This is a genomic window from Winogradskyella eckloniae (genome assembly GCF_013249045.1).
GTDB classification, from domain to species: domain Bacteria; phylum Bacteroidota; class Bacteroidia; order Flavobacteriales; family Flavobacteriaceae; genus Winogradskyella; species Winogradskyella eckloniae.
Genome location: NZ_JABRWP010000001.1, coordinates 157,979 through 177,648, shown reverse-complemented (window position 1 = coordinate 177,648; position 19,670 = coordinate 157,979). Strand labels below are relative to the sequence as shown.

The 19,670-nt window shown below is 30.4% G+C and carries 21 protein-coding genes and 1 tRNA gene; 13 read left to right on the top strand and 9 right to left on the bottom strand.

Annotation, left to right across the window (positions count from 1 at the left end; genetic code table 11):
* Window positions 1–100: 100 nt before the first annotated feature.
* On the bottom strand, window positions 101–430 hold the full coding sequence (locus tag HNV08_RS00855) for a DUF202 domain-containing protein (RefSeq protein ID WP_173279224.1): 330 nt from the start codon (window positions 428–430) through the stop codon (window positions 101–103).
* 170 nt (window positions 431–600) lie between these two features.
* Between HNV08_RS00855 and HNV08_RS00850 the strand changes: the two genes are divergently transcribed.
* From HNV08_RS00850 to HNV08_RS00820, 7 genes are all read left to right on the top strand, one after another.
* On the top strand, window positions 601–1,461 hold the full coding sequence (locus HNV08_RS00850; protein ID WP_173279223.1) for an MBL fold metallo-hydrolase: 861 nt from the start codon (window positions 601–603) through the stop codon (window positions 1,459–1,461).
* 22 nt (window positions 1,462–1,483) lie between these two features.
* Window positions 1,484–3,082: a S8 family serine peptidase gene (locus tag HNV08_RS00845; RefSeq protein ID WP_173279222.1), complete on the top strand. Its 1,599-nt coding sequence runs from the start codon at window positions 1,484–1,486 to the stop codon at window positions 3,080–3,082.
* A gap of 109 nt (window positions 3,083–3,191) precedes the next feature.
* Entirely contained in the window at window positions 3,192–4,994 is a 1,803-nt protein-coding gene (locus HNV08_RS00840) for a M1 family metallopeptidase (RefSeq protein WP_173279221.1), read from the top strand.
* Between the two features lie 152 nt (window positions 4,995–5,146).
* On the top strand, window positions 5,147–6,133 hold the full coding sequence (locus tag HNV08_RS00835; RefSeq protein WP_173279220.1) for a YiiG family protein: 987 nt from the start codon (window positions 5,147–5,149) through the stop codon (window positions 6,131–6,133).
* Between the two features lie 132 nt (window positions 6,134–6,265).
* Entirely contained in the window at window positions 6,266–6,640 is a 375-nt protein-coding gene (gene rnpA, locus HNV08_RS00830; RefSeq protein ID WP_173279219.1) for a ribonuclease P protein component, read from the top strand.
* A gap of 60 nt (window positions 6,641–6,700) precedes the next feature.
* A complete protein-coding gene (locus HNV08_RS00825; RefSeq protein WP_173279218.1) occupies window positions 6,701–8,335 on the top strand; it encodes a S41 family peptidase in 1,635 nt (544 codons plus the stop codon).
* Between the two features lie 63 nt (window positions 8,336–8,398).
* Window positions 8,399–9,235 (top strand): OmpA family protein, encoded by an 837-nt coding sequence (locus tag HNV08_RS00820; protein WP_173279217.1) that lies wholly within the window; start codon window positions 8,399–8,401, stop codon window positions 9,233–9,235.
* Window positions 9,236–9,247: 12 nt separating this feature from the next.
* Here HNV08_RS00820 and HNV08_RS00815 read toward each other — a convergent pair whose 3' ends face one another.
* The 4 genes from HNV08_RS00815 to HNV08_RS00800 all read right to left on the bottom strand — a co-directional run bounded on the left by HNV08_RS00815 (window position 9,248) and on the right by HNV08_RS00800 (window position 12,209).
* Window positions 9,248–9,691, bottom strand: a complete 444-nt coding sequence (locus tag HNV08_RS00815; RefSeq protein ID WP_173279216.1) for a GNAT family N-acetyltransferase — start codon at window positions 9,689–9,691, stop codon at window positions 9,248–9,250.
* A gap of 2 nt (window positions 9,692–9,693) precedes the next feature.
* Window positions 9,694–10,608 (bottom strand): cation diffusion facilitator family transporter, encoded by a 915-nt coding sequence (locus HNV08_RS00810; protein WP_173279215.1) that lies wholly within the window; start codon window positions 10,606–10,608, stop codon window positions 9,694–9,696.
* Window positions 10,609–10,641: 33 nt separating this feature from the next.
* Window positions 10,642–11,076 (bottom strand): ribose 5-phosphate isomerase B, encoded by a 435-nt coding sequence (rpiB, locus tag HNV08_RS00805; RefSeq protein WP_173279214.1) that lies wholly within the window; start codon window positions 11,074–11,076, stop codon window positions 10,642–10,644.
* Between the two features lie 197 nt (window positions 11,077–11,273).
* Entirely contained in the window at window positions 11,274–12,209 is a 936-nt protein-coding gene (locus HNV08_RS00800; RefSeq protein WP_173279213.1) for a T9SS type A sorting domain-containing protein, read from the bottom strand.
* Between the two features lie 736 nt (window positions 12,210–12,945).
* Here HNV08_RS00800 and rnr point away from each other — a divergent pair.
* The 6 genes from rnr to HNV08_RS00770 all read left to right on the top strand — a co-directional run bounded on the left by rnr (window position 12,946) and on the right by HNV08_RS00770 (window position 17,737).
* Complete coding sequence (gene rnr, locus HNV08_RS00795; protein WP_173279212.1) at window positions 12,946–15,174, top strand: ribonuclease R; 2,229 nt, start codon at window positions 12,946–12,948, stop codon at window positions 15,172–15,174.
* Between the two features lie 73 nt (window positions 15,175–15,247).
* Entirely contained in the window at window positions 15,248–15,547 is a 300-nt protein-coding gene (locus tag HNV08_RS00790; protein WP_173279211.1) for a YbjQ family protein, read from the top strand.
* A 2-nt stretch (window positions 15,548–15,549) separates the two neighbouring features.
* A complete protein-coding gene (locus HNV08_RS00785) occupies window positions 15,550–15,786 on the top strand; it encodes a hypothetical protein (protein ID WP_173279210.1) in 237 nt (78 codons plus the stop codon).
* 11 nt (window positions 15,787–15,797) lie between these two features.
* Window positions 15,798–16,469 (top strand): head GIN domain-containing protein, encoded by a 672-nt coding sequence (locus tag HNV08_RS00780; RefSeq protein ID WP_173279209.1) that lies wholly within the window; start codon window positions 15,798–15,800, stop codon window positions 16,467–16,469.
* A 43-nt stretch (window positions 16,470–16,512) separates the two neighbouring features.
* Complete coding sequence (locus HNV08_RS00775) at window positions 16,513–17,196, top strand: LysE family translocator (RefSeq protein ID WP_173279208.1); 684 nt, start codon at window positions 16,513–16,515, stop codon at window positions 17,194–17,196.
* A 13-nt stretch (window positions 17,197–17,209) separates the two neighbouring features.
* Window positions 17,210–17,737, top strand: coding sequence for a hypothetical protein (locus HNV08_RS00770; protein ID WP_173279207.1), 528 nt, complete (start codon window positions 17,210–17,212; stop codon window positions 17,735–17,737).
* Window positions 17,738–17,819: 82 nt separating this feature from the next.
* Here HNV08_RS00770 and HNV08_RS00765 read toward each other — a convergent pair whose 3' ends face one another.
* From HNV08_RS00765 to folB, 4 genes are all read right to left on the bottom strand, one after another.
* A complete protein-coding gene (locus tag HNV08_RS00765; protein WP_173279206.1) occupies window positions 17,820–18,230 on the bottom strand; it encodes a hypothetical protein in 411 nt (136 codons plus the stop codon).
* Between the two features lie 19 nt (window positions 18,231–18,249).
* Entirely contained in the window at window positions 18,250–18,912 is a 663-nt protein-coding gene (locus HNV08_RS00760; RefSeq protein ID WP_173279205.1) for a hypothetical protein, read from the bottom strand.
* A gap of 249 nt (window positions 18,913–19,161) precedes the next feature.
* Window positions 19,162–19,232: transfer RNA gene (locus HNV08_RS00755), tRNA-Cys, on the bottom strand.
* 50 nt (window positions 19,233–19,282) lie between these two features.
* Window positions 19,283–19,645, bottom strand: coding sequence for a dihydroneopterin aldolase (folB, locus tag HNV08_RS00750; RefSeq protein WP_173279204.1), 363 nt, complete (start codon window positions 19,643–19,645; stop codon window positions 19,283–19,285).
* Window positions 19,646–19,670: the final 25 nt, after the last annotated feature.

Genomic DNA, 19,670 nt, shown 5'->3' with positions numbered 1-19,670 from the left:
GCCTTTTAAAATGATAAGTGCTTTAAAGGCATTTAACCGAACAGCTAACTATAGGTTTAAACCTTGTTTAAAATCTTAAACTTAGGTCTGTTTTTTAGTATTAATGCTTCTTATTTTGCTCAGCATTATAATACAGTTTCTTTAAACTTCTTTTTAAAAGTGTAAATCTATACACACCTATGATAAAAAAAATGACACAAAAAACGAGCGCTACAAGGGCTAGATATTCAAAATTTGCAAATTCTTTCAGTTGATAAAGTGCAATAGCTCCTAATAACAAATACAGAGAAGAGCGAATATATGATAAGAGGGTACGTTCATTTGCCAAACGTGTACGTTCTATAGCTAAATAATCTCTTAAAATTACTTTTTGATCTGGATTAAAGTCGCGCCCAAAATTTAATAAATTGTTTTTTTTAGATTTTGACATACTGTTTAAAATTCTGTTTGAGGAGATCCTAGCCCTAAATGTAATTATTTTTCTATGAGATTATAGATAACAAATCCCTATTTTGTTAAAAATGCTATAATTAATTGTAACTAACAACAATTAGTTTTAGCGCTTTTAGTAATTTGCAAGACTTTACAATATTTATTTACATGCAATTATATCCTATTAATGCCGGAAACTTTAAACTAGATGGTGGTGCTATGTTTGGTGTTGTACCCAAATCATTATGGCAACGTACAAATCCGGCAGATAATAATAACATGATAGATATTGCAGCACGATGCTTACTTATTGAAGACGGAAATCGGCTTATTCTCATAGATACAGGTATGGGAAATAAACAAAGTGATAAGTTTTATGGCTATTATTTTTTATATGGTGATGCTAGTATTGATAGTTCTTTAGCCCAATACGGATTTCACAGAGACGATATTACTGATGTTTTTATGACGCATCTTCATTTTGATCATTGTGGAGGAAGTATTCAATGGAACAAAGACCGAACAGGTTACGAACCTGCTTTTAAAAATGCACATTTTTGGAGCAATTCTGAACATTGGAAATGGGCAACAGAACCGAACAGACGTGAGGTAGCTTCATTTTTAAAAGAAAACATTTTACCTATGGAAGCTTGTGGTCAATTAAAATTTACTGACGTTCCTGAAAAAAACATATTAAAAAATTCGGCATTAGGATTTGATATATTCTTTGCCAATGGCCACACAGAAAAACAAATGATTCCGATGATACAATACAAAGGAAAAACCATTTGTTTTATGGCAGATTTATTACCTACAGTTGGTCACTTACCACTTCCATTTGTAATGGGATATGATACAAGACCTTTGTTAACATTAGACGAAAAAGAATTATTTTTGAACATGGCAGCAGATCACAATTTCTATCTATTTTTAGAACATGATGCCCATAATGAAATTATTACGGTTAAACACACCGAAAAAGGTGTAAGACTTAACGAAACATTTACAACTAACACACTATTTAACTAAAGCTTTAAACATTAAAAAAAAAATGAAATTTAACTACAAATTAATTGCCTATTTAGGATTTACAGGAACCTTATTTCTAGGCTGTGGTACAGGAGATATTATTTCTACTCCAATTGAAAATATTGACACATCACCATTAAAAGTTACGGCATTAACTGATGCTGAAAAAGAAAATTGGGGACACTTAGATCTTGTAAAAGATACAATTCCTGGTATGAGTGTAGATAAAGCTTACGCTGAAATCATTAATAACAAAAAAGGAAAAACAGTTATTGTTGCTGTTATCGATTCTGGTATTGATATTGATCATGAAGATTTAGATGGTGTACTTTGGACCAACAAAGGAGAAAAACCAAACAATGGAATTGATGATGATAAAAATGGTTATGTAGACGACGTTCATGGTTGGAATTTTTTAGGTGATGCCTATGATGAGCAATTAGAATTTGTAAGAATTATTGCGTCTGGAGACACGTCTAATCCTAGCTATGCGGCTGCACAAGCGCAATATGATAAAGATTACCAATTATGGTCTGGTCGTAAAGCACAGTACGACCAAATAGCACAAGCCGTGAGTGGCGCTCATGAAACGCTTACTAAACATTTAGGTAAAAGTGACTATACACTTGAAGAAGTCAATGCTATAAAAACGGAAGATGAATCGCTATCTCAAGCCATTCAAATTGCAAATCAAATGAATGCTAATGGTTTATCTTTGGCAGACGCTAATGTAGAAATTAACAATGCATTAGAGAGTATCAATGAGCGTTTAAATTTTAATTTAAATAAAAATTTCTCTGGTCGTAAAACTGGAGATGATATTAACAACTTATCAGATACTGGTTATGGTAACGGAAACGTGAAGCCTGTTAAAAAATCAGAATCACATGGTACACACGTTGCTGGTATTATTGCTGCAGAACGCAACAATGGTTTAGGTGCAAATGGTGTTGCTAACAATGTAGAAATAATGTCTATTAGAGCTGTACCAAATGGCGATGAATACGATAAAGATGTCGCTTTAGCTATACGATATGCCGTAGATAATGGTGCACAAGTAATAAACGGAAGTTTTGGTAAGTCTTTTTCTCCACATTCAGAATGGGTAAGAGATGCTATTAAATATGCATCAGATAACGATGTGGTTTTTGTACATGCTGCAGGTAACTCTAGCGAAAATATTGATGTAGAACCTAATTTTCCTGATGATAATGTAGATTTTGTTGAGGTCTCTAACACGTATATTAGAGTAGGTTCTTTAACCTCTAAATATGGATCTAAAATGGTTTCAGGATTTTCTAATTACGGAAAGAAGAATGTTGACGTCTTTGCTCCAGGTTCTGGCATCTATTCTACTTTCCCAGAAAACGAATATAAAAGTATAAGCGGAACATCTATGGCTTCACCTGCTGTTGCTGGTGTTGCTGCTTTAGTACGTTCTTATTATCCTAAATTATCAGCTGCACAGGTAAAACAAGTGATCTTAGAATCTGGTTTACCTTTAACGACTAAAGTTGTTGTAGGTGGTGATGCTTCTAATATAAAATCCTTTTCAGAATTATCTAAAACAGGACGTATTGTAAACGCTTATAACGCGTTAATATTAGCTTCAAAAATGTAGTTAATACGTCCATTATAATCCTGTAAAATGAGTTATTAAGTTGTAATGACTTAGTAACTCATTTTCGTTTAATATCAATAAATAATAGTTTCTAATTAAATCAAGTTTTATGAGACATTTCTTAGTTAGCCTTTTTTCACTAGTCCTTTTTACAGCTTGTGGTGCATCAAATCCTATAACCGAAAATATAACAGCATCTCCTAACCTTACTCAAAGTTATTGGCAGCAACATGTAGACTATACTATGGAAATAGATATGAATGTCAAAAATCACCAATATAAGGGTAAGCAAAAATTGGTTTATACTAATAATTCTCCAGATGTACTCAACCGCGTGTATTACCATTTGTATTTTAATGCATTTCAACCAGGAAGTGAAATGGATGTACGCTCGCTTACCATAAAAGATCCTAGTCCAAAAATTAGTGATCGTATTAGTAAGCTTCAACCCAATGAGATTGGCTATATTAAAGTTAATTCTCTAAAACAAAATGGAACCGCTATTAGTTATGAAACCGTTGGTACTGTTTTAGAAGTAAAACTAAGCCAACCTATACAACCTGGTGAAAAAGTAACTTTTGATATGGATTTTGATGCGCAAGTACCAATTCAGATTCGTCGTTCTGGAAGAGATAACGCTGAAGGTGTCGCTTTATCTATGTCGCAATGGTATCCTAAATTAGCAGAATATGATGACGAAGGATGGCATGCAGATCCGTACATAGGAAGAGAGTTCCATGGTGTATGGGGAAATTTTGATGTAAAATTAACCATAGATAAAGATTATGTGGTTGGTGGAACAGGTTATCTACAAGGCGAACCAACAAAAAAATCAGGAAAGAAAACGCATCATTTTTTAGCACCAAATGTGCATGATTTTACTTGGGCTGCAGATCCAGATTTTATACATGATACACTACAAATGCCAAATGGTCCCATGCTTCATTTCTATTATAAAAAAGATTTAGAGCAAGAGTATTTAGACAATTGGAAAAAACTTCCGGCAGAAACAGCTATGCTAATGGATTTCTTTAGTGAAAACGTAGGTAAATATCCATACGACCAATATTCAGTAATACAAGGTGGTGATGGCGGAATGGAATATGCCATGTGTACACTAATTACCGGAAAACGTAAATACGGCAGCTTATTAGGTGTTACAGCACATGAGTTAGCACATACATGGTTTCAATTTTTATTAGCCTCTAACGAAACCAAACATGAGTGGATGGATGAAGGTTTTACAACCTATATATCAACCTTAGCGATGAATGCTCTTAAAGATGATAAAAACCCTAATCCTCTTGCACGTACCTATAAGGGTTATATCGGTTTAGCTAATTCTGGGTACGAACAACCGTTAACCACACATTCAGATAGGTATCAATTTAATCAAGTATATGGTGCTGCTGCGTATAATAAAGGTGCTGTTTTTTTAGCACAATTGGGCTATGTAATAGGTAAAGATAATTTAGATAAAACGATTAAATCTTATTTTGATAATTTTTCATTTAAGCATCCAAAACCATTTGATATCATACGTACTGCAGAACGCATAACAGATTTTGAACTCGATTGGTATTTTATAGATTTTGCACAAACTACAAATACTATTGATTATGCGGTAAACGCAATAGAAACTAACACAATTACACTAGAACGTATTGGTTTAATGCCAATGCCTATAGACCTTTCAGTCACTTATGTAGATGGTACAACAGAAGAATTTTATATTCCTTTACAAATGATGCGCGGCGAAAAACCAACCTCAGCGACAATTATTAAAGATTGGGCTTGGGCAATGCCAACGTATTCTTTCACAACACATAAAGAAGTAAAATCGGTAGAGATTGATGCCTCTCAAATGATGGCAGATGTGAAACGAGAAAATAACACGTTGACCATAAACTAATTTCAAAAACATACTTCAAATTAAAGAACCTCATCACATAACGATGAGGTTTTTTTATCCCTGAATTTTGGGATACCAAAATCGCCATTCTAGCTTATTAGTAGACTTTGTATTACAATTAATTTTACACTGTAATTAACACTATAAAAACCATGAAAAAATTAATATTATCCTGTTTAGTTTTACTAAGTATTGTAACCAGTTGTAATGAAGAGAAAAAAGCTGCCACAACAGAACGCGTCAGCGCTGAAACCTTAAATAAATTTGAAACCAAAGAATTTATAGATAAATACAATATATACATTGGCTTTGGGAACCGTTTTGATAAAAATGTAGGCAATTCTTATGAGCGATATTTTAAATGGGCAGATTACGAAAAAGGACCATCTGCCAATAGTAAAAGAATTGGAGGCGTAACCACATTAAGTAATTCTGAACTAGAAAAACTAGAAAAAGCAATTGCTCAATACCCAGAAATTGAAGAAGTAGATGACTTAATGAAAGCAGTTTTAAAAGATGCTACGTATTTACAAACTACCTTAGATAAGGCAGATTCATACTATCAAAAACAAGACTATAAAGATGATGATTTTGCACTAGGTAAAGATTTACATAAAGATCTTGTAAAGGCTTTTGAAAACTACTATAAAAGTTATGACCTTATGTACGTTAACTTTAAAGGATTACAAAATAGTCTTAAGGAATTTGAAGCTCATAAATACAAAGAAAATGGTGAGCTAATTAGATATAACCTTATGATGGAATTAAACAAAGCAGATCAGGTATTTGATGTCATTGGTAACTTAGATGGAGAAAACTTAAAATCCATAGATATCAAAGAATTAAAAGCAAAACTCGCTGATTTTAGAACGGTACACAACGCCTTAGAATCGCAAAATAAAGACGAAACGCAAAAGACAAAAGAATTTGGAAAAACGAGTATTGCAAAAAGTTTTTTACCAACCTTTATCAGAGAAGGGAATTCTTTTATTAGAGAAACAAGACAATTAATAGAACGAATTGAAAAGAATGATTTTGATTATGGCATAACACATCCTTCAATTGCAGCTTCTGGTTCACCATTAAAATTAAGAAAAGTATACGGTAACTTAGTCACCTATTATAATCGTATGAACTAAGGCTATTCATCAAAAAATAATCTAATAAACCATTTAAGACCATATCATTTGATATGGTTTTTTAATATAATTAATCCAAATCGTTGCTTGTAACAAATACAATTCTATTTTTGTTAAACTAGACAATAAGGCGTGAACTTTAAATATTCAAAAAAAGATAAGCTTAAAAGTAAAAAGTTAATAGAACAGCTTTTTACAGAAGGAAAGGCCGTAACTGCCTATCCACTAAAACTTATATATCTCAAAACTGAATTTGATGATGGTTCTTTACTCAAAACAGGAGTATCTGTGAGTAAGCGATTGCATAAAACAGCCGTGTCTAGAAACCAAATAAAGCGTTTACTGCGTGAAGCATATAGACTAAATAAACCCTTATATTTTAACAATAGTTCCACGTCTTTTGCGTTTATGATTTTGTATCTTAGTAAAGAAGGCACAACTTTTGATAAACTTAATGGTAGTATGAAATTGTTGTTCAAAAAATTTAAAGACAAAACTTCTAACTAATGTCATCTTGTTATTTATATAAAAAGGTTTTAGTGACAACAGGAAAATAAAAATTTACACATGAAAAAAATGTTACGTAAAAACATACTATTTCCAGCATTAGCTGTACTCCTATTTTTTGGTACAACTGCATTCAAAAATGATTTCTTTGAAATTGCCAAACAGATAGAAATATTTACAACCTTATTTAAGGAAATTAACATGAATTATGTTGATGAAACCAATCCTGGTAGTTTAATGGATACTGCCATTAAAAGTATGTTAGATGATTTAGATCCTTATACTCAATTTTATAACGAACAAGATGTAGAAGCCTCTAGAATTAATAATGCTGGAGATTATACAGGTATTGGTGCTAAAGTTTTAACGCTAAAAGATAAATTAGTGATTGTAGAACCTTATCAAAATTATGCAGCAGATAAAGCAGGACTAAAAGCAGGCGATGAAATCATTCAAGTAGACAAAGTTATAGTGGCCGATTTTAAAGATGATGCAGCCAACTTATTACTTGGCGCTGCAGGTACGGAAGTTTCTATTACATATAAACGTCAAGGAAAAACAAATACAGTAAAAATCATAAGAGAATCTTTAGAAATAAAAGCGGTTCCTCATTATGCAATGGTAGATGAAAAGACAGGCTATGTGGTTCTTAGAAAATTTAATGCTAAAGCTTCTTCTGAAACAATTAGAGCAATTAAAGCCTTAAAAAATCAAGGTGCAACACAACTTATTTTAGATCTAAGAGGTAATCCTGGTGGTTTACTACATGAAGCGGTAAATGTTACCAATATTTTTGTACCAAAAGATCAATTGGTGGTAACGACCAAGTCTAAAGTGAAAAAATATAATAAAACCTATTACACCAAACGCGAACCTATTGATACAGAAATTCCACTCGTAGTATTAATAGATGGAAAAAGCGCGTCAGCAAGTGAAATAGTTTCTGGTGCCTTACAAGATATGGATAGAGCTGTTGTGGTAGGTACAAGAAGTTTTGGAAAAGGATTAGTACAACGCCCTAAACCTTTAACCTATGGTACCCAAATGAAAATAACAATTTCTAGATACTATACACCTTCAGGTCGCTGTATACAAGCTTTAGACTATTGGAATAGAGACGAAAATGGTAATGCAACACGTACCAAACAAGAAAATTACAATGCATTTAAAACCAAAAATGGAAGAAACGTATTTGATGGTGGAGGCGTACAACCAGATATTGAAGTAGAATTTGCTAAACAAACACCAATTTCTAAGGCTATATCTAATGAAAACTTAATTTTTAACTATGCAACACGCTATTATTATAATAACAGTGTTAACGATTTAAAGACGTTTGAATTATCAGATTCAGAATTTAAAAAATTTAAAGACTATATAAAAACAAGCGGTTTTAATTTTGAAACTAAAACCGAAAAAGCCTTAACAAATGCCATTAATGTAGCAAAAGAAGAAGAATTAGATACTGCAATTAATTCAGAATTTAATGATTTAACTGCAGCACTATTAGCATACAAATCTAATGCTATTGATGACAATAAAACACAATTAAAAACATTACTTACAGACGAAATTATTAAACGTTATTTTTATAGTGAAGGATTATATAGCTATTATTTAATTCACAATAATGAAATAAAAAAGGCATTAAATATACTTAACAATCCATCACAATACGCTGGTATTTTGAGATAAACGTAATTTTTTTCTATATTTAGCGTCATAAACATTTTCTGTAAGTAAGAAAATTATTATTAAATGAAGTCCCTAGTTATCTTTTTGATGTTATGCGTTCAACTCTCTTTTTCCCAAGAAGAATTGAAACATGAGGTTTATTTTGACACTGATAAACACGAAATTCCAGAAACAGAACACAGTAGATTATTACTCTTTTTAACTGAAATTGAAGATATTGATATTGCAAAAATATCTATTTACGGTTTTACAGATGATAGAGGAAGTGATAATTATAATCTTGTATTATCTCAAAACAGAGCAGAATCTATAAAAAAAGTATTTTCTAACAATGAGTTTGATGAATCTGTAATTACCAATGTAGATGGTAAAGGTGAAATTTTAGTTAATGTAATTCACGAAGAAAATCTTAGTAAAATAAGAGGACTAAACCGTAAAGTTGAAATTATTGTAACACCAGTTTATCCTCCAAAACCTGTAGAAGAAAAGCCCGAAAAACCTAATACTAAAGATATTTTAAAGGGTGAATTAAAAGAAGGCGATAAAATTTTATTAGAAAACTTATTGTTTAGAACTGGCTATAGTTATTTAACCAAAGAATCTAAATTAGTGCTAGACGGCATTGCAGAAGTTTTAGTTGAACGTACTAATGTTTATTTTACAATAGAAGGCCATGTGTGTTGTACAGAAGGTACAAGAGATGCTATTGATCGTAAAACTAAAAAACGAAATCTTTCTATGGCTCGCGCCAAATACATATATGATTATTTAGTGAAAGCAGGTGTAAAACCTTACAGAATGAAATTTGCCGGAATGCGACGTAAATTTCCATTAGGAGGTGAACCAGAATTAGATAGACGTGTAGAAATTTTAGTGACTAAAATTTACGAAAAAAAATAAGGTCTTATAAAACTACGAACGCATCATAGCAATATGCGGAATACCATCTTCTAAGTACGTCTCTCCTATTGCATTAAATTCGAGATTATTATAAAATTGTTTTAAATATAATTGAGCAGAAATTTTTATTTCAGTAGTATTATAATGCATTTTTATGGCCTTTATTGAAGCCTTCATAATATCATAACCATAACTATGTTTTCTTTCATTTTCTAGCACTACTACTCTACCAATACTTGCAGCTTTAAAATAATCGCCTGGTTTAAAAATACGTGTGTAAGCCACTAATTTATCAGCTTTAAAACCTAAAACATGCAATGCCTTTTGATCTTTGCCATCAATATCTTGGTAAACACAATTTTGCTCTACTACAAAGACCTCACTTCTTAATTGCAGTAAACTATATAGTTCATCGATAGAAAGCGCGTTAAATGCGCTTATTTTAATTGTTATCATATTTAATCTTGTACAATAATATCTTTGGTATCACTTTTTCCAAATTCTGGTTGAATATTTACGTGATTGATATCGTATTTATCATAGATGAAATCTTCAATTTTATTAAGAATAACATCAAATTCTGTTAATGAAATATCTTTTTCAAAATCTACATGTGCTTCAAAATGTATTTCGTCTTCATTTAATTGCCAAACATGCACATGGTGTACATTATTTATTGTTTCAAAATTATTAAGTTGAGAGACAATCTCATCTACCGGAATTGAATCTGGTGTAAATAACATTAAAACTTTTGTAGATGCTTTTAATAATTTAAAACCCATCCAAATTAAATACAAAGCAATCAAAAACGTAAGTACACTATCTATCCACCAAATTTGATAAAACTTCATTAAAAGACCACCAACCAAAACTGCGACACTTGCCATCATATCTGTTAATAGATGTAAGTAAGCGCTTTTCATATTCATGTTAGCATTAGCATTATTTTTTAATAATAAGACACTAAAACCATTGCCTAATATAGCTACTACAGATAACCAAATAACCAAATTAGATTCTATTTGTTGTGGATGTTGAAAGCGTTTTATAGCTTCAATAATAAGAAGAACAGCGACTACAATTAATGTAGATGCATTAATAAAAGCGGCTAAAATTTCGGCGCGTTTATATCCAAATGTGCGTTTTAAAGAGGCTTTACGTTTTACTAATTTATTAGCGATATAACTAATAATTAAAGACACGACATCACTAAAATTATGAAGTGCATCACTCAATAAAGCCAAGCTTCCAGAAAGTAAACCACCAATAACTTGCGCTACAGTGATCGCTATATTTAAAAATATTGAAATTAAAAGATTACGACCATTTAAATCGTGTCCATGTAAATGCGTATGTGAGTGAGATTGACTCATGCAGTATCAATTTAAAATTGATAGTTTAGATGTTTAGCATGACATAGGAATTTTATCTACTCTATTTTGATGACGACCTCCTTCAAATTCAGTATTTAAAAACGTATCTACCATTTTTATAGCCTGAGGAATAGATGTAAAACGCGCAGGTATACAAAGTACATTAGCATTGTTATGTAAACGCGTTAGTTCTGTAATTTCATTAGTCCAACAAACACCAGCTCTTACATGTTGATATTTATTTGCGGTCATAGCTACACCATTTGCACTACCGCAAACTAAAATACCAAAATCTACCTTTTTTACTTCTACATCTTTAGCAACAGGATGTACAAAATCTGGATAATCAACACTATCTAAAGTATCGGTTCCGTAATTATTAACTGTAAAACCTTGTGCTTCTAAATGTTTAACAATGGCAAATTTATAATCTGGTCCTGCGTGATCGTTACCTATTGAAATTGTCATGATAATTGAAATATATTATTAACACAAAGTTACAAATAAAAAAGGCTTATCGCTTTTGATTTATAAGTTCTTTAGAGCTAATTTTTTAAAAAGTATAGATACTGAAAAAGGGCTTAATTCTAATCAAAGTTTAATTAAAACATAAAAAAAAGCTTGAGAATTATCTCAAGCTTTTTTTAATACTATAATGTTAACTTTTAATCTTTAATTAATTTTTTAGTTATGATTCCGTTGTTTGTTGAAATCCTAATTAAATAAATTCCGGATTGTAGTTGACTTGTAATAATTTGTGTATTTGTAGTTTTTAATATTTGTTTACCTGTAATATCAAATAGAACAATATCTTTTAAAATACTTGAATTATATAATTCAATATGTAATTGATTTTTGATTGGGTTTGGTCCTACATATAAGTTAGATGATTCAAATTCTGAATCACTTAATGTACAACTTTCACTATAACCAATACTTGCATCTTTTACCCAATCTTCATATATATCTGTACCAGCATTTGCAGCAGCTTCATCCATAACAGTAATACATTGTAAATTAGGCATGTTATTAGCAATTAAAATATTTAAAACAGAATTTGTAGAAACATCTAAGTTATTAAGATTAGAATCAGATACATTTAAATAATTCAATATTGTATTATTACTAAGATCTATATTTACAATGTTTGTATTTGCTACACTTATATAGTCTAAAGATGTATTATTGCTCACATCTAAATTACTAATAGAAGTATTATAGATATTTAAATACATTAAAGCTGTATTGTTAACAAGGTTTAAATTTGAGATAGATGTATTCCAAGCATTTAGATTAACTAATGCTAAATTATTACTAATATCTATACTATTTAATAGTGCATTTTCAGAAACATCTAAGGTTGTTAAATCCGTAAAATTTTGTAGTCCTGTTAAATCACTAACACCTTTTGCTCCTAAATCTATAGTCGTTACAGTATTAATATTACTGGTTAATACATAATCATCTAAAACGGTATCATAGCCTTCATCAATTAAATACTGTTCAAAAACATCGTCTGGTACAAAGGTTTGTTGAGAAAAAGAAAAGTTTAAAAAAAGCACACCAAATAATAATGGTGTATAAAGTAGTTTTGTTTTCATAATTTTAGTTACTTTTTAATAATAGATTATTTAGGGAGTACAATTATATATTAAGTTTTTTTATTTTATTATTAATCAGTTATTTATCGATAATAATTGTATAAAAAAGCATAAAATCGGCTTTATTTGTCTTTTGTAGTTAATTCTTACAAGAATTAAATGTTCTGATAACATCACCAATAACTTGTTAATAACTGTTCACAACTCTTTAAAATTAAAATTAGGTTTATCCACTTATTTTTTCAAACCAAATTACGTTTCAGATATGCAAATTAGTTAGTTGTTTTTTTAAAGTGAGTTATTAAACATCATTTGTAGTGAAATGAACAAGATTTTGAAATAAACATATGAGTCATTTCTATTAACATCTGTTATTAACAACTGTTAATAGCTTTTAAAATTAGCTTTAAAATGAAGTAGTTATATGTAAACTTAATGTTAACTAAGTATTAAGTAATTCTAATAAGTCACTTCTCAAAATAAAACTTAAAAAAGTTATACTAGCTATTAACAATCTATAATAACCATTATTTTATTTTTTAAATTTTAAAAGAAAAATGATAATATGTATATATATGTTGATAACATCAATTTTTATTAATTTAACACTACCTAAACATCATTAAAAAATTAAAACGTAACTTTGTACCAAACTTAATAACCTCTCTTCGCCTTGATTAAGTTTTAAATTTAGAATTCCTATCACTTATAGGAAATGAATATGATTACAAATTAAATGACAAAAAAGAAAAAAAAGAAGTCTAAAAAAGGGATTTCAAATCTTACAAATACTATTCTGGGTATTTTAAAAAAAGACAGAAACAAAACTTTTAATTATAAACAAATTGCAGCTATACTTGGTGTTAATGATGCTAGTAGTCGCAATCAAATTATAAAGAAACTACATCAGCTTAAAGCTAAACAAGAGATTGAAGAAGTAGATCGAGGAAAGTTTAAAGCTATAGTAAATACAGAATATCATACAGGTATTTTAGATTTAGCGTCTAAAGGAAATGGCTATATTATTAGTGATGAGTTTGAAGAAGATATATTTATAGCTTCAAACAATATCAATAAAGCTTTAAATGGTGACGAAGTAGAATTTTACGCCTATAAAAGAAAACATAGAGGCAAACAAGAAGGGGAAATTACCAATATTATTAAGCGTGCAAAAACGGAATATGTTGGTACTATTCAAATTCATGAGAAAAAGAATTTTGCCTTTGTAGTACCAGATAGTAACAAAATGTACACAGATATTTTTGTACCTATCAATAAAATAAACAAAGCTGAGGATGGCGATAAAGTACTCGTTTCTTTAGAAGATTGGCCATCTAAAGCAGATTCACCAAACGGTAAAGTGCTAAAAGTTTTAGGAAAACCTGGAGAACATAGTACAGAGATCCATGCTATTTTAGCAGAATATGGTTTACCAAGTGAATTTCCTCATGAAGTGGAAGCTTATGCAAACAATATCGATCTAGAAATTAAACCTGAAGAAATTGCGAAGCGACGCGATATGCGTAAAGATTTAACCTTTACTATAGATCCAAAAGATGCTAAAGATTTTGATGATGCCTTATCGTTTACAGTTTTAGAAAATGGTTTATACGAAATCGGAATACATATCGCAGACGTATCGCATTATTTACAACCAGGAACCGTTTTAGATGACGAAGCTTACGAGCGTGCCACCTCAATTTATTTAGTAGATCGTGTAGTACCAATGTTACCAGAAATTCTATCTAATGGTGCATGTTCTTTACGTCCTCACGAAGAAAAATATACCTTTTCAGCTGTGTTTCAAATGAATGATAAATGCGAAATTAAAAACGAATGGTTTGGTAGAACTGTAACCTATTCTGATGCGCGTTTTGCTTATGAAGAAGCACAAGCTATTATTGAAAATAATCCTGGAATGCCGACTAAAGCTGCAATTTCAGAAATTGATACTACAATTCCTACCGAAGTTTCATTAACCGGAAAAGCATATAAAACGTCTAATGATATTGCTTTTGCAGTACTAAAAATGAATGAATTAGCACGTAAAATGCGAGGAGCTCGTATGCGAGATGGTGCTATTTCTTTTGATAAGGTTGAAGTAAAATTTAATTTAGACGAAGAAGCAAACCCAGTTGGTGTGTTCTTTAAAACTAGTAAGGATGCTAATAAATTAATAGAAGAGTTTATGTTGTTAGCCAACAGAAAGGTATCTGAATTTATTGGTAAACAGAAAAAAACATTTGTATATCGTGTTCACGACGAGCCAGACGAAGCTAAATTAGCCCAATTGCAAACCGTTGTAGCACGTTTTGGACATAAAATAAACTTTAGAGATAAAGGCAGTATTGCGTCGTCATTAAATAATTTACTTAAAGATGTTGTTGGTAAAAAAGAACAGAATTTAGTAGATACATTAACGATACGAACCATGTCTAAAGCAGAATATACCACGCACAATATTGGACATTACGGTTTATCTTTTGAGTATTACAGCCACTTTACATCGCCAATTCGTCGTTATCCAGATGTAATGGCACATCGTTTATTACAACGTTATTTAGATGGCGAAAAGTCAGCGAATGAAGAGGTTTACGAAGAGAAATGTAAACATTCTAGTAATATGGAATATTTGGCTACAAAAGCAGAACGTGATTCTATTAAGTACATGCAAATTCGTTTTATGCAAGATCATCAAGATGAAGAATTTGTTGGTGTAATTTCTGGTGTAACAGATTGGGGAATTTATGTAGAAATTATTTCTAATAAATGTGAAGGCATGGTAAGTGTTAGAGATATGAAAGATGATCACTACCAATTTGACCAAGATCAATATGCTATGGTTGGCAAAAATGCAGGCATTGTATATCAACTTGGAGATGAAGTGATTGTAAAAGTTAAAAACACAGATTTAACTAAGAAACATTTAGATTTTTATATGGTTGGAAAACCAGAAACGGAATAAGTAACATTTGTAATGCTGAATATATTTCAGCATCTTGTATTTATTTTTAGATTATAAAAACCATAAAACAATTATGATTCTTACCACAACCAATTCAATAGAAAACTATAAAATAATAGATTATTTAGGTATCGTAACAGGTGTTGCCATGAATAAAGAGGCTTTATCAATGGGTTTTAGCATGTCTAAATACTATACTAAAATACAGAATAGTATAGAAGATGTAAAAGAAGAAGCGTTTCAAACGTTACAAAATAATGCAACAAAATTAAATGCAAATGCTGTCGTTGGTATTAAAGTTGAAATAGAACTTACAACGCATAATTATGCTATGGTTTCCGTAACAGGAACAGCAGTAAAAGTGGCCGTTTAATTATGAAAACATCTACAAAAGCTAGTATCTATATTTTCTTAATCTTCTTAGTAACTTACGTAGTTATAAGGTTTGGAATTCAATTTTTATATAGTGATATTAATCGCTATGCATTAACAGCAATTTCTGCTGTATTAACCGTTCTATTATCACCTCAAAGACGCATAGTTAAGAAACGTTCTGGTGATGAAATTCAATTAAAATGGCTATTTAGTAATAAGGTAATAGTCTTAAAATAAAATATATAAACATGAAAAATTTAGTTTTTGTATTCTTATGTATAATTGGTTTTACAGTGAATGCTCAAGATTCTATAGAGAAAACCATAGGTGAGTTTTCTACAGTTAAGGTGTTTGATTTAATTCAGGTAAAAATGATTCAGTCAGATGAAAACAAAGTTCTTATTTCTGGAAAAAATAAAGAAGACGTAGAAGTTGTTAATAACAACGGAAAATTAAAAATACGTATGAATCTTGAAGAAAGTTACGATGGTAATGATACAGTGGTTACTTTGTATTATACATCAGTAGATGTTATAGATGCAAATGAAGGTGCGTTTATAGTGGTTAAAGATCCTATTAAACAATTTGAAATAGATTTAAAAGCACAAGAAGGTGCAGGTATTACTGTAGATATAGCTACAACTTATGCTAATATAAGAGCTGTAACTGGTGGAGAAATAAATGTAACAGGCAGTTCTAAAAATCAAGATATTACCATTTATACAGGTGGTATTTTTAATGGAAAAGAATGTGTTACAGAACATACTGAGGTGAGTATAAATGCAGCTGGTGAAGCACGTGTAAATGCAACTGATTCTGTGGATGTTAGAATAAAAGCAGGAGGTAATGTTTATATCTATGGCGATCCTAAAGTTATTAATGAAAATACACTTTTAGGAGGATCAATAAAACGTATGTAAATTCCGCTTAGTTTCTTACATTTGTGTAAACAGCAGTTTATACATGTTAGACGATATCTTAACAGCCATTCCTTTTGGAATAATCTTAGCCTTTACCATAGGTCCTGTTTTTTTTGTATTACTAGAAACTAGTGCTACTAAGGGTTTTACAAGTGCTGTTATATTTGATCTTGGTGTTATTTTCGCAGATATTGTTTTTATTTTTGTCATATTTTTTAGCACAGATACACTTTTAGATAAAATAAAAGACGACCCAAAACTTTTGGTTTTTGGAGGCGTTTTATTAGTGGTTTATGGGCTTATTAGCTTTATTAAAACATCAAAATCTTTTCGCTCTATAGTTAGAGAACATCATAGAATTGAATTGCCAAAAAAAGATTACGGTAAACTTTTTATAAAAGGGTTTTTACTCAATTTTATTAACATTGGTGTGCTTTTAGGTTGGTTAGGTTTTATTGTTATTGGTACATCTATTACAACTTCAGATAATGGTGTAACCATTTTTATTACTACGATGTTAGTGTCTTACTTTTTAGCAGATTTAGTTAAGATAGCGGCTGCAAAACGATTACGAAATAAGTTAACACCACGACGTATTTTTAAGACTAAAAAAATAGTGTCATTAGTTATCTTAATTTTCGGAATTTTTCTATTGGTTCAAGGACTTTTTCCTAAAGTTTATGAGAAAAGTATTGAGCAGATTGAGAAGGTAAATCCTATGCAGTAAAATCTATGTTTAAATGAATTCAAAAATTCTAACGTTTCCTCTAAGATTAACTGTTATTATTTTAACTTTTGGAGCCTTATTCAAAATTATGCATTGGCCATATGCAGCGCAATTAATGTTAATTGGTAGCGTTTCAATAGGTCTTTTATATAGCATTCGTTTTTTAAAAAAAGCAGATAAATCTAGGTTAGACTATGTAAAGTTAAGTCTCATATTACTCTGGGTTTTTAGTTATTTAGTTAAAGCTTTTCATATCATTTATTTACCATATATTTTTGAAATCCTCTTAGTTATTCTCTTTATCTATTGGTTTTCTATTGAAGGGATAAGTTATTTTAAAAACAGAAAATACAGGAAGAATTTGTTTTTTAAAACCTTATACTTCTTGTTAATTGCAATGACAATTTTTGCGCTATTCTTTGGAATTATTTTTAAAATTCAACATTGGCCTTATGGTGCATTATTGTTTACAAGTGGTATTTTACTCTTGAGTATTTTGTTGATATACGATTATTTTATAATTGATAGATCACACAAATAATGGTATTAGAATTTAGTGTTACAAGATTAAAAAAGGCTTCTAAATAAGTTTAGAAGCCTTTGTAATTTAGTGATTGTTGTTACTAAAGATTATTTTCTAATAACGTTTGTAATGATTTTGTACGTTCTGCTACGTAATGAACATTCGTTGTTGGTTTATGATCTAGTGTTAAGGTTTTATTCTCAAAACTTGCCCAAGTATTTGCGCTAGAATTTCCTGCTTCGTTTTTAATAATAATGGTTTCTAATTCATCGTTTAAGGCGTCTTTTCCCATGTCGTCTTGGCAAATAGATTTTAGTGCATTGGTTAAAGGTTCAAAATAAACCGAAGGCCATGCTTTGTTGTATAAATGACTCATGCCATCTGTAGATAAGGTTTTCCAGTCTACATTGACTGTAATATCTTTTCCAACGATGTTTTTAATGTCTTTTAAAATGCTTTCAAATTCATTGGCTTCAAATGCCTTTGCTACTCGTTTTTCTGCTAATCCCATAATGTGAATATTTATTGATTTATAATTTAGATTCTAAAGCGTCTTTTAAATGTGTATTAAAATCTGTTTTAAATTTGGTTTTAAAATTTATGTGTATGGTAATGTTTTCGGTTGTTTTGGTTAGCTCAAGAGCTGTGTTATCTGCAGATTTAATTACTAACTGTTTCAAATTATTCAGGGCTTGTTGACCCAATTTATCTTTAGAAATAGTGTTTAATATGTCTTTTAGAACTTTAATAAATAGTTCAAATTGATATTTTTCGAGTTCAGTTTTAAGATCATTGATTATAATTTCTGAGTTGAGTTCAAAATCAAATAACGTTTCTATGTTATCTTTCTCCTGTTTAAATAAGCGTTTTAGTTCTAATGAAGTAGATATATTAGTGTTGCTGAGATCAACATAGTTGTCATCTGTAAGAAACTCAATAACATGCGTTGACAAATTAAGTTCTACATGATCTAATAAGGCAACGTTGATGTAGATTATAGATGCTTTACAATGAAGTAATACTACCTTTTCTGTTTCATTAATAGCAATAGGAATTCCTTCTTTAATTGTGCCATTAGAAAAGTGAATATTCGCAGAAATTTTTTGAGTCTTTATTTCTAACGATTTGTTGTAAACAATAATCTTTTCTAAAATTTTTTGTGGACTTATTAATGTAATGTTATCCGAATTCATGGTATTTAACAAGGGTTTATTCATATGCATTTCGATGGTTCAAAATTACTTGAGATTGTAACCGATAATTACCCTGTTTTCCGTGAAACTGTTATAGTATTATATAGCTAATACCGCGTTAATAAGTGGATGAAATGAAATTATTTATAGACGTGTTAGAGGAAGAAAAAACGAAATAGAAAAGTGTTTTTATAACTTAATGAAACACTGAAAATAAAAAAAGAGATACTGAAAAGTATCTCTTTTTTGAGGTGTCGAGCGGATTCGAACCGCTGTAGATGGTGTTGCAGACCACTGCCTAGCCACTCGGCCACGACACCTTATTGCGAGCGCAAATATAAAAATTATATGCGTTATTCACTAAATAGGATTACTTTTTTCGCTTCTGATTCATTTTTATGGTAACCATCTCAACATCACCACCAATTGGAGGATTTATTTTACTAACGGCTACTGTGGCTTTTGTAATTATTGAAGAATCTTTAAAAACACGATCTAAAATACGTTGCGCAACTGTTTCTAACAGCTTAGATGGTTTAGCCATTTCTTCACGTACTACTTTATTTAAAAAAACGTAGTCTACAGTATCATCTAACTCGTCGGTTTTTGAAGATTTTTTTAAATCAGCTTTAACTTCAATATCAACTCTATAATCACTACCAATAGCTGTTTCTTCTTTTAAACAACCATGATTAGCAAATACGCGTATGTTTTCAACTTTTATTATTCCCATGATTCAAAAGTAATATTTCTTGATG

Excerpts from the sequence above, each read along its gene's own strand:
- rpiB (WP_173279214.1), bottom strand. The coding sequence starts at position 11,076 with ATGACAATTTCAATAGGTAACGATCACGCAGGACCAGATTATAAATTT.
- HNV08_RS00790 (WP_173279211.1), top strand. The coding sequence starts at position 15,248 with ATGATTCTTACCACAACCAATTCAATAGAAAACTATAAAATAATAGAT.
- HNV08_RS00765 (WP_173279206.1), bottom strand. The coding sequence starts at position 18,230 with ATGGGATTAGCAGAAAAACGAGTAGCAAAGGCATTTGAAGCCAATGAA.
- HNV08_RS00820 (WP_173279217.1), top strand. The coding sequence starts at position 8,399 with ATGAAGTCCCTAGTTATCTTTTTGATGTTATGCGTTCAACTCTCTTTT.
- HNV08_RS00855 (WP_173279224.1), bottom strand. The coding sequence starts at position 430 with ATGTCAAAATCTAAAAAAAACAATTTATTAAATTTTGGGCGCGACTTT.
- HNV08_RS00850 (WP_173279223.1), top strand. The coding sequence starts at position 601 with ATGCAATTATATCCTATTAATGCCGGAAACTTTAAACTAGATGGTGGT.
- HNV08_RS00775 (WP_173279208.1), top strand. The coding sequence starts at position 16,513 with ATGTTAGACGATATCTTAACAGCCATTCCTTTTGGAATAATCTTAGCC.
- HNV08_RS00770 (WP_173279207.1), top strand. The coding sequence starts at position 17,210 with ATGAATTCAAAAATTCTAACGTTTCCTCTAAGATTAACTGTTATTATT.
- HNV08_RS00815 (WP_173279216.1), bottom strand. The coding sequence starts at position 9,691 with ATGATAACAATTAAAATAAGCGCATTTAACGCGCTTTCTATCGATGAA.
- folB (WP_173279204.1), bottom strand. The coding sequence starts at position 19,645 with ATGGGAATAATAAAAGTTGAAAACATACGCGTATTTGCTAATCATGGT.
- HNV08_RS00785 (WP_173279210.1), top strand. The coding sequence starts at position 15,550 with ATGAAAACATCTACAAAAGCTAGTATCTATATTTTCTTAATCTTCTTA.
- HNV08_RS00845 (WP_173279222.1), top strand. The coding sequence starts at position 1,484 with ATGAAATTTAACTACAAATTAATTGCCTATTTAGGATTTACAGGAACC.
- HNV08_RS00780 (WP_173279209.1), top strand. The coding sequence starts at position 15,798 with ATGAAAAATTTAGTTTTTGTATTCTTATGTATAATTGGTTTTACAGTG.
- HNV08_RS00760 (WP_173279205.1), bottom strand. The coding sequence starts at position 18,912 with ATGAATTCGGATAACATTACATTAATAAGTCCACAAAAAATTTTAGAA.
- HNV08_RS00825 (WP_173279218.1), top strand. The coding sequence starts at position 6,701 with ATGAAAAAAATGTTACGTAAAAACATACTATTTCCAGCATTAGCTGTA.
- rnr (WP_173279212.1), top strand. The coding sequence starts at position 12,946 with ATGACAAAAAAGAAAAAAAAGAAGTCTAAAAAAGGGATTTCAAATCTT.
- HNV08_RS00840 (WP_173279221.1), top strand. The coding sequence starts at position 3,192 with ATGAGACATTTCTTAGTTAGCCTTTTTTCACTAGTCCTTTTTACAGCT.
- HNV08_RS00835 (WP_173279220.1), top strand. The coding sequence starts at position 5,147 with ATGAAAAAATTAATATTATCCTGTTTAGTTTTACTAAGTATTGTAACC.
- HNV08_RS00800 (WP_173279213.1), bottom strand. The coding sequence starts at position 12,209 with ATGAAAACAAAACTACTTTATACACCATTATTATTTGGTGTGCTTTTT.
- HNV08_RS00810 (WP_173279215.1), bottom strand. The coding sequence starts at position 10,608 with ATGAGTCAATCTCACTCACATACGCATTTACATGGACACGATTTAAAT.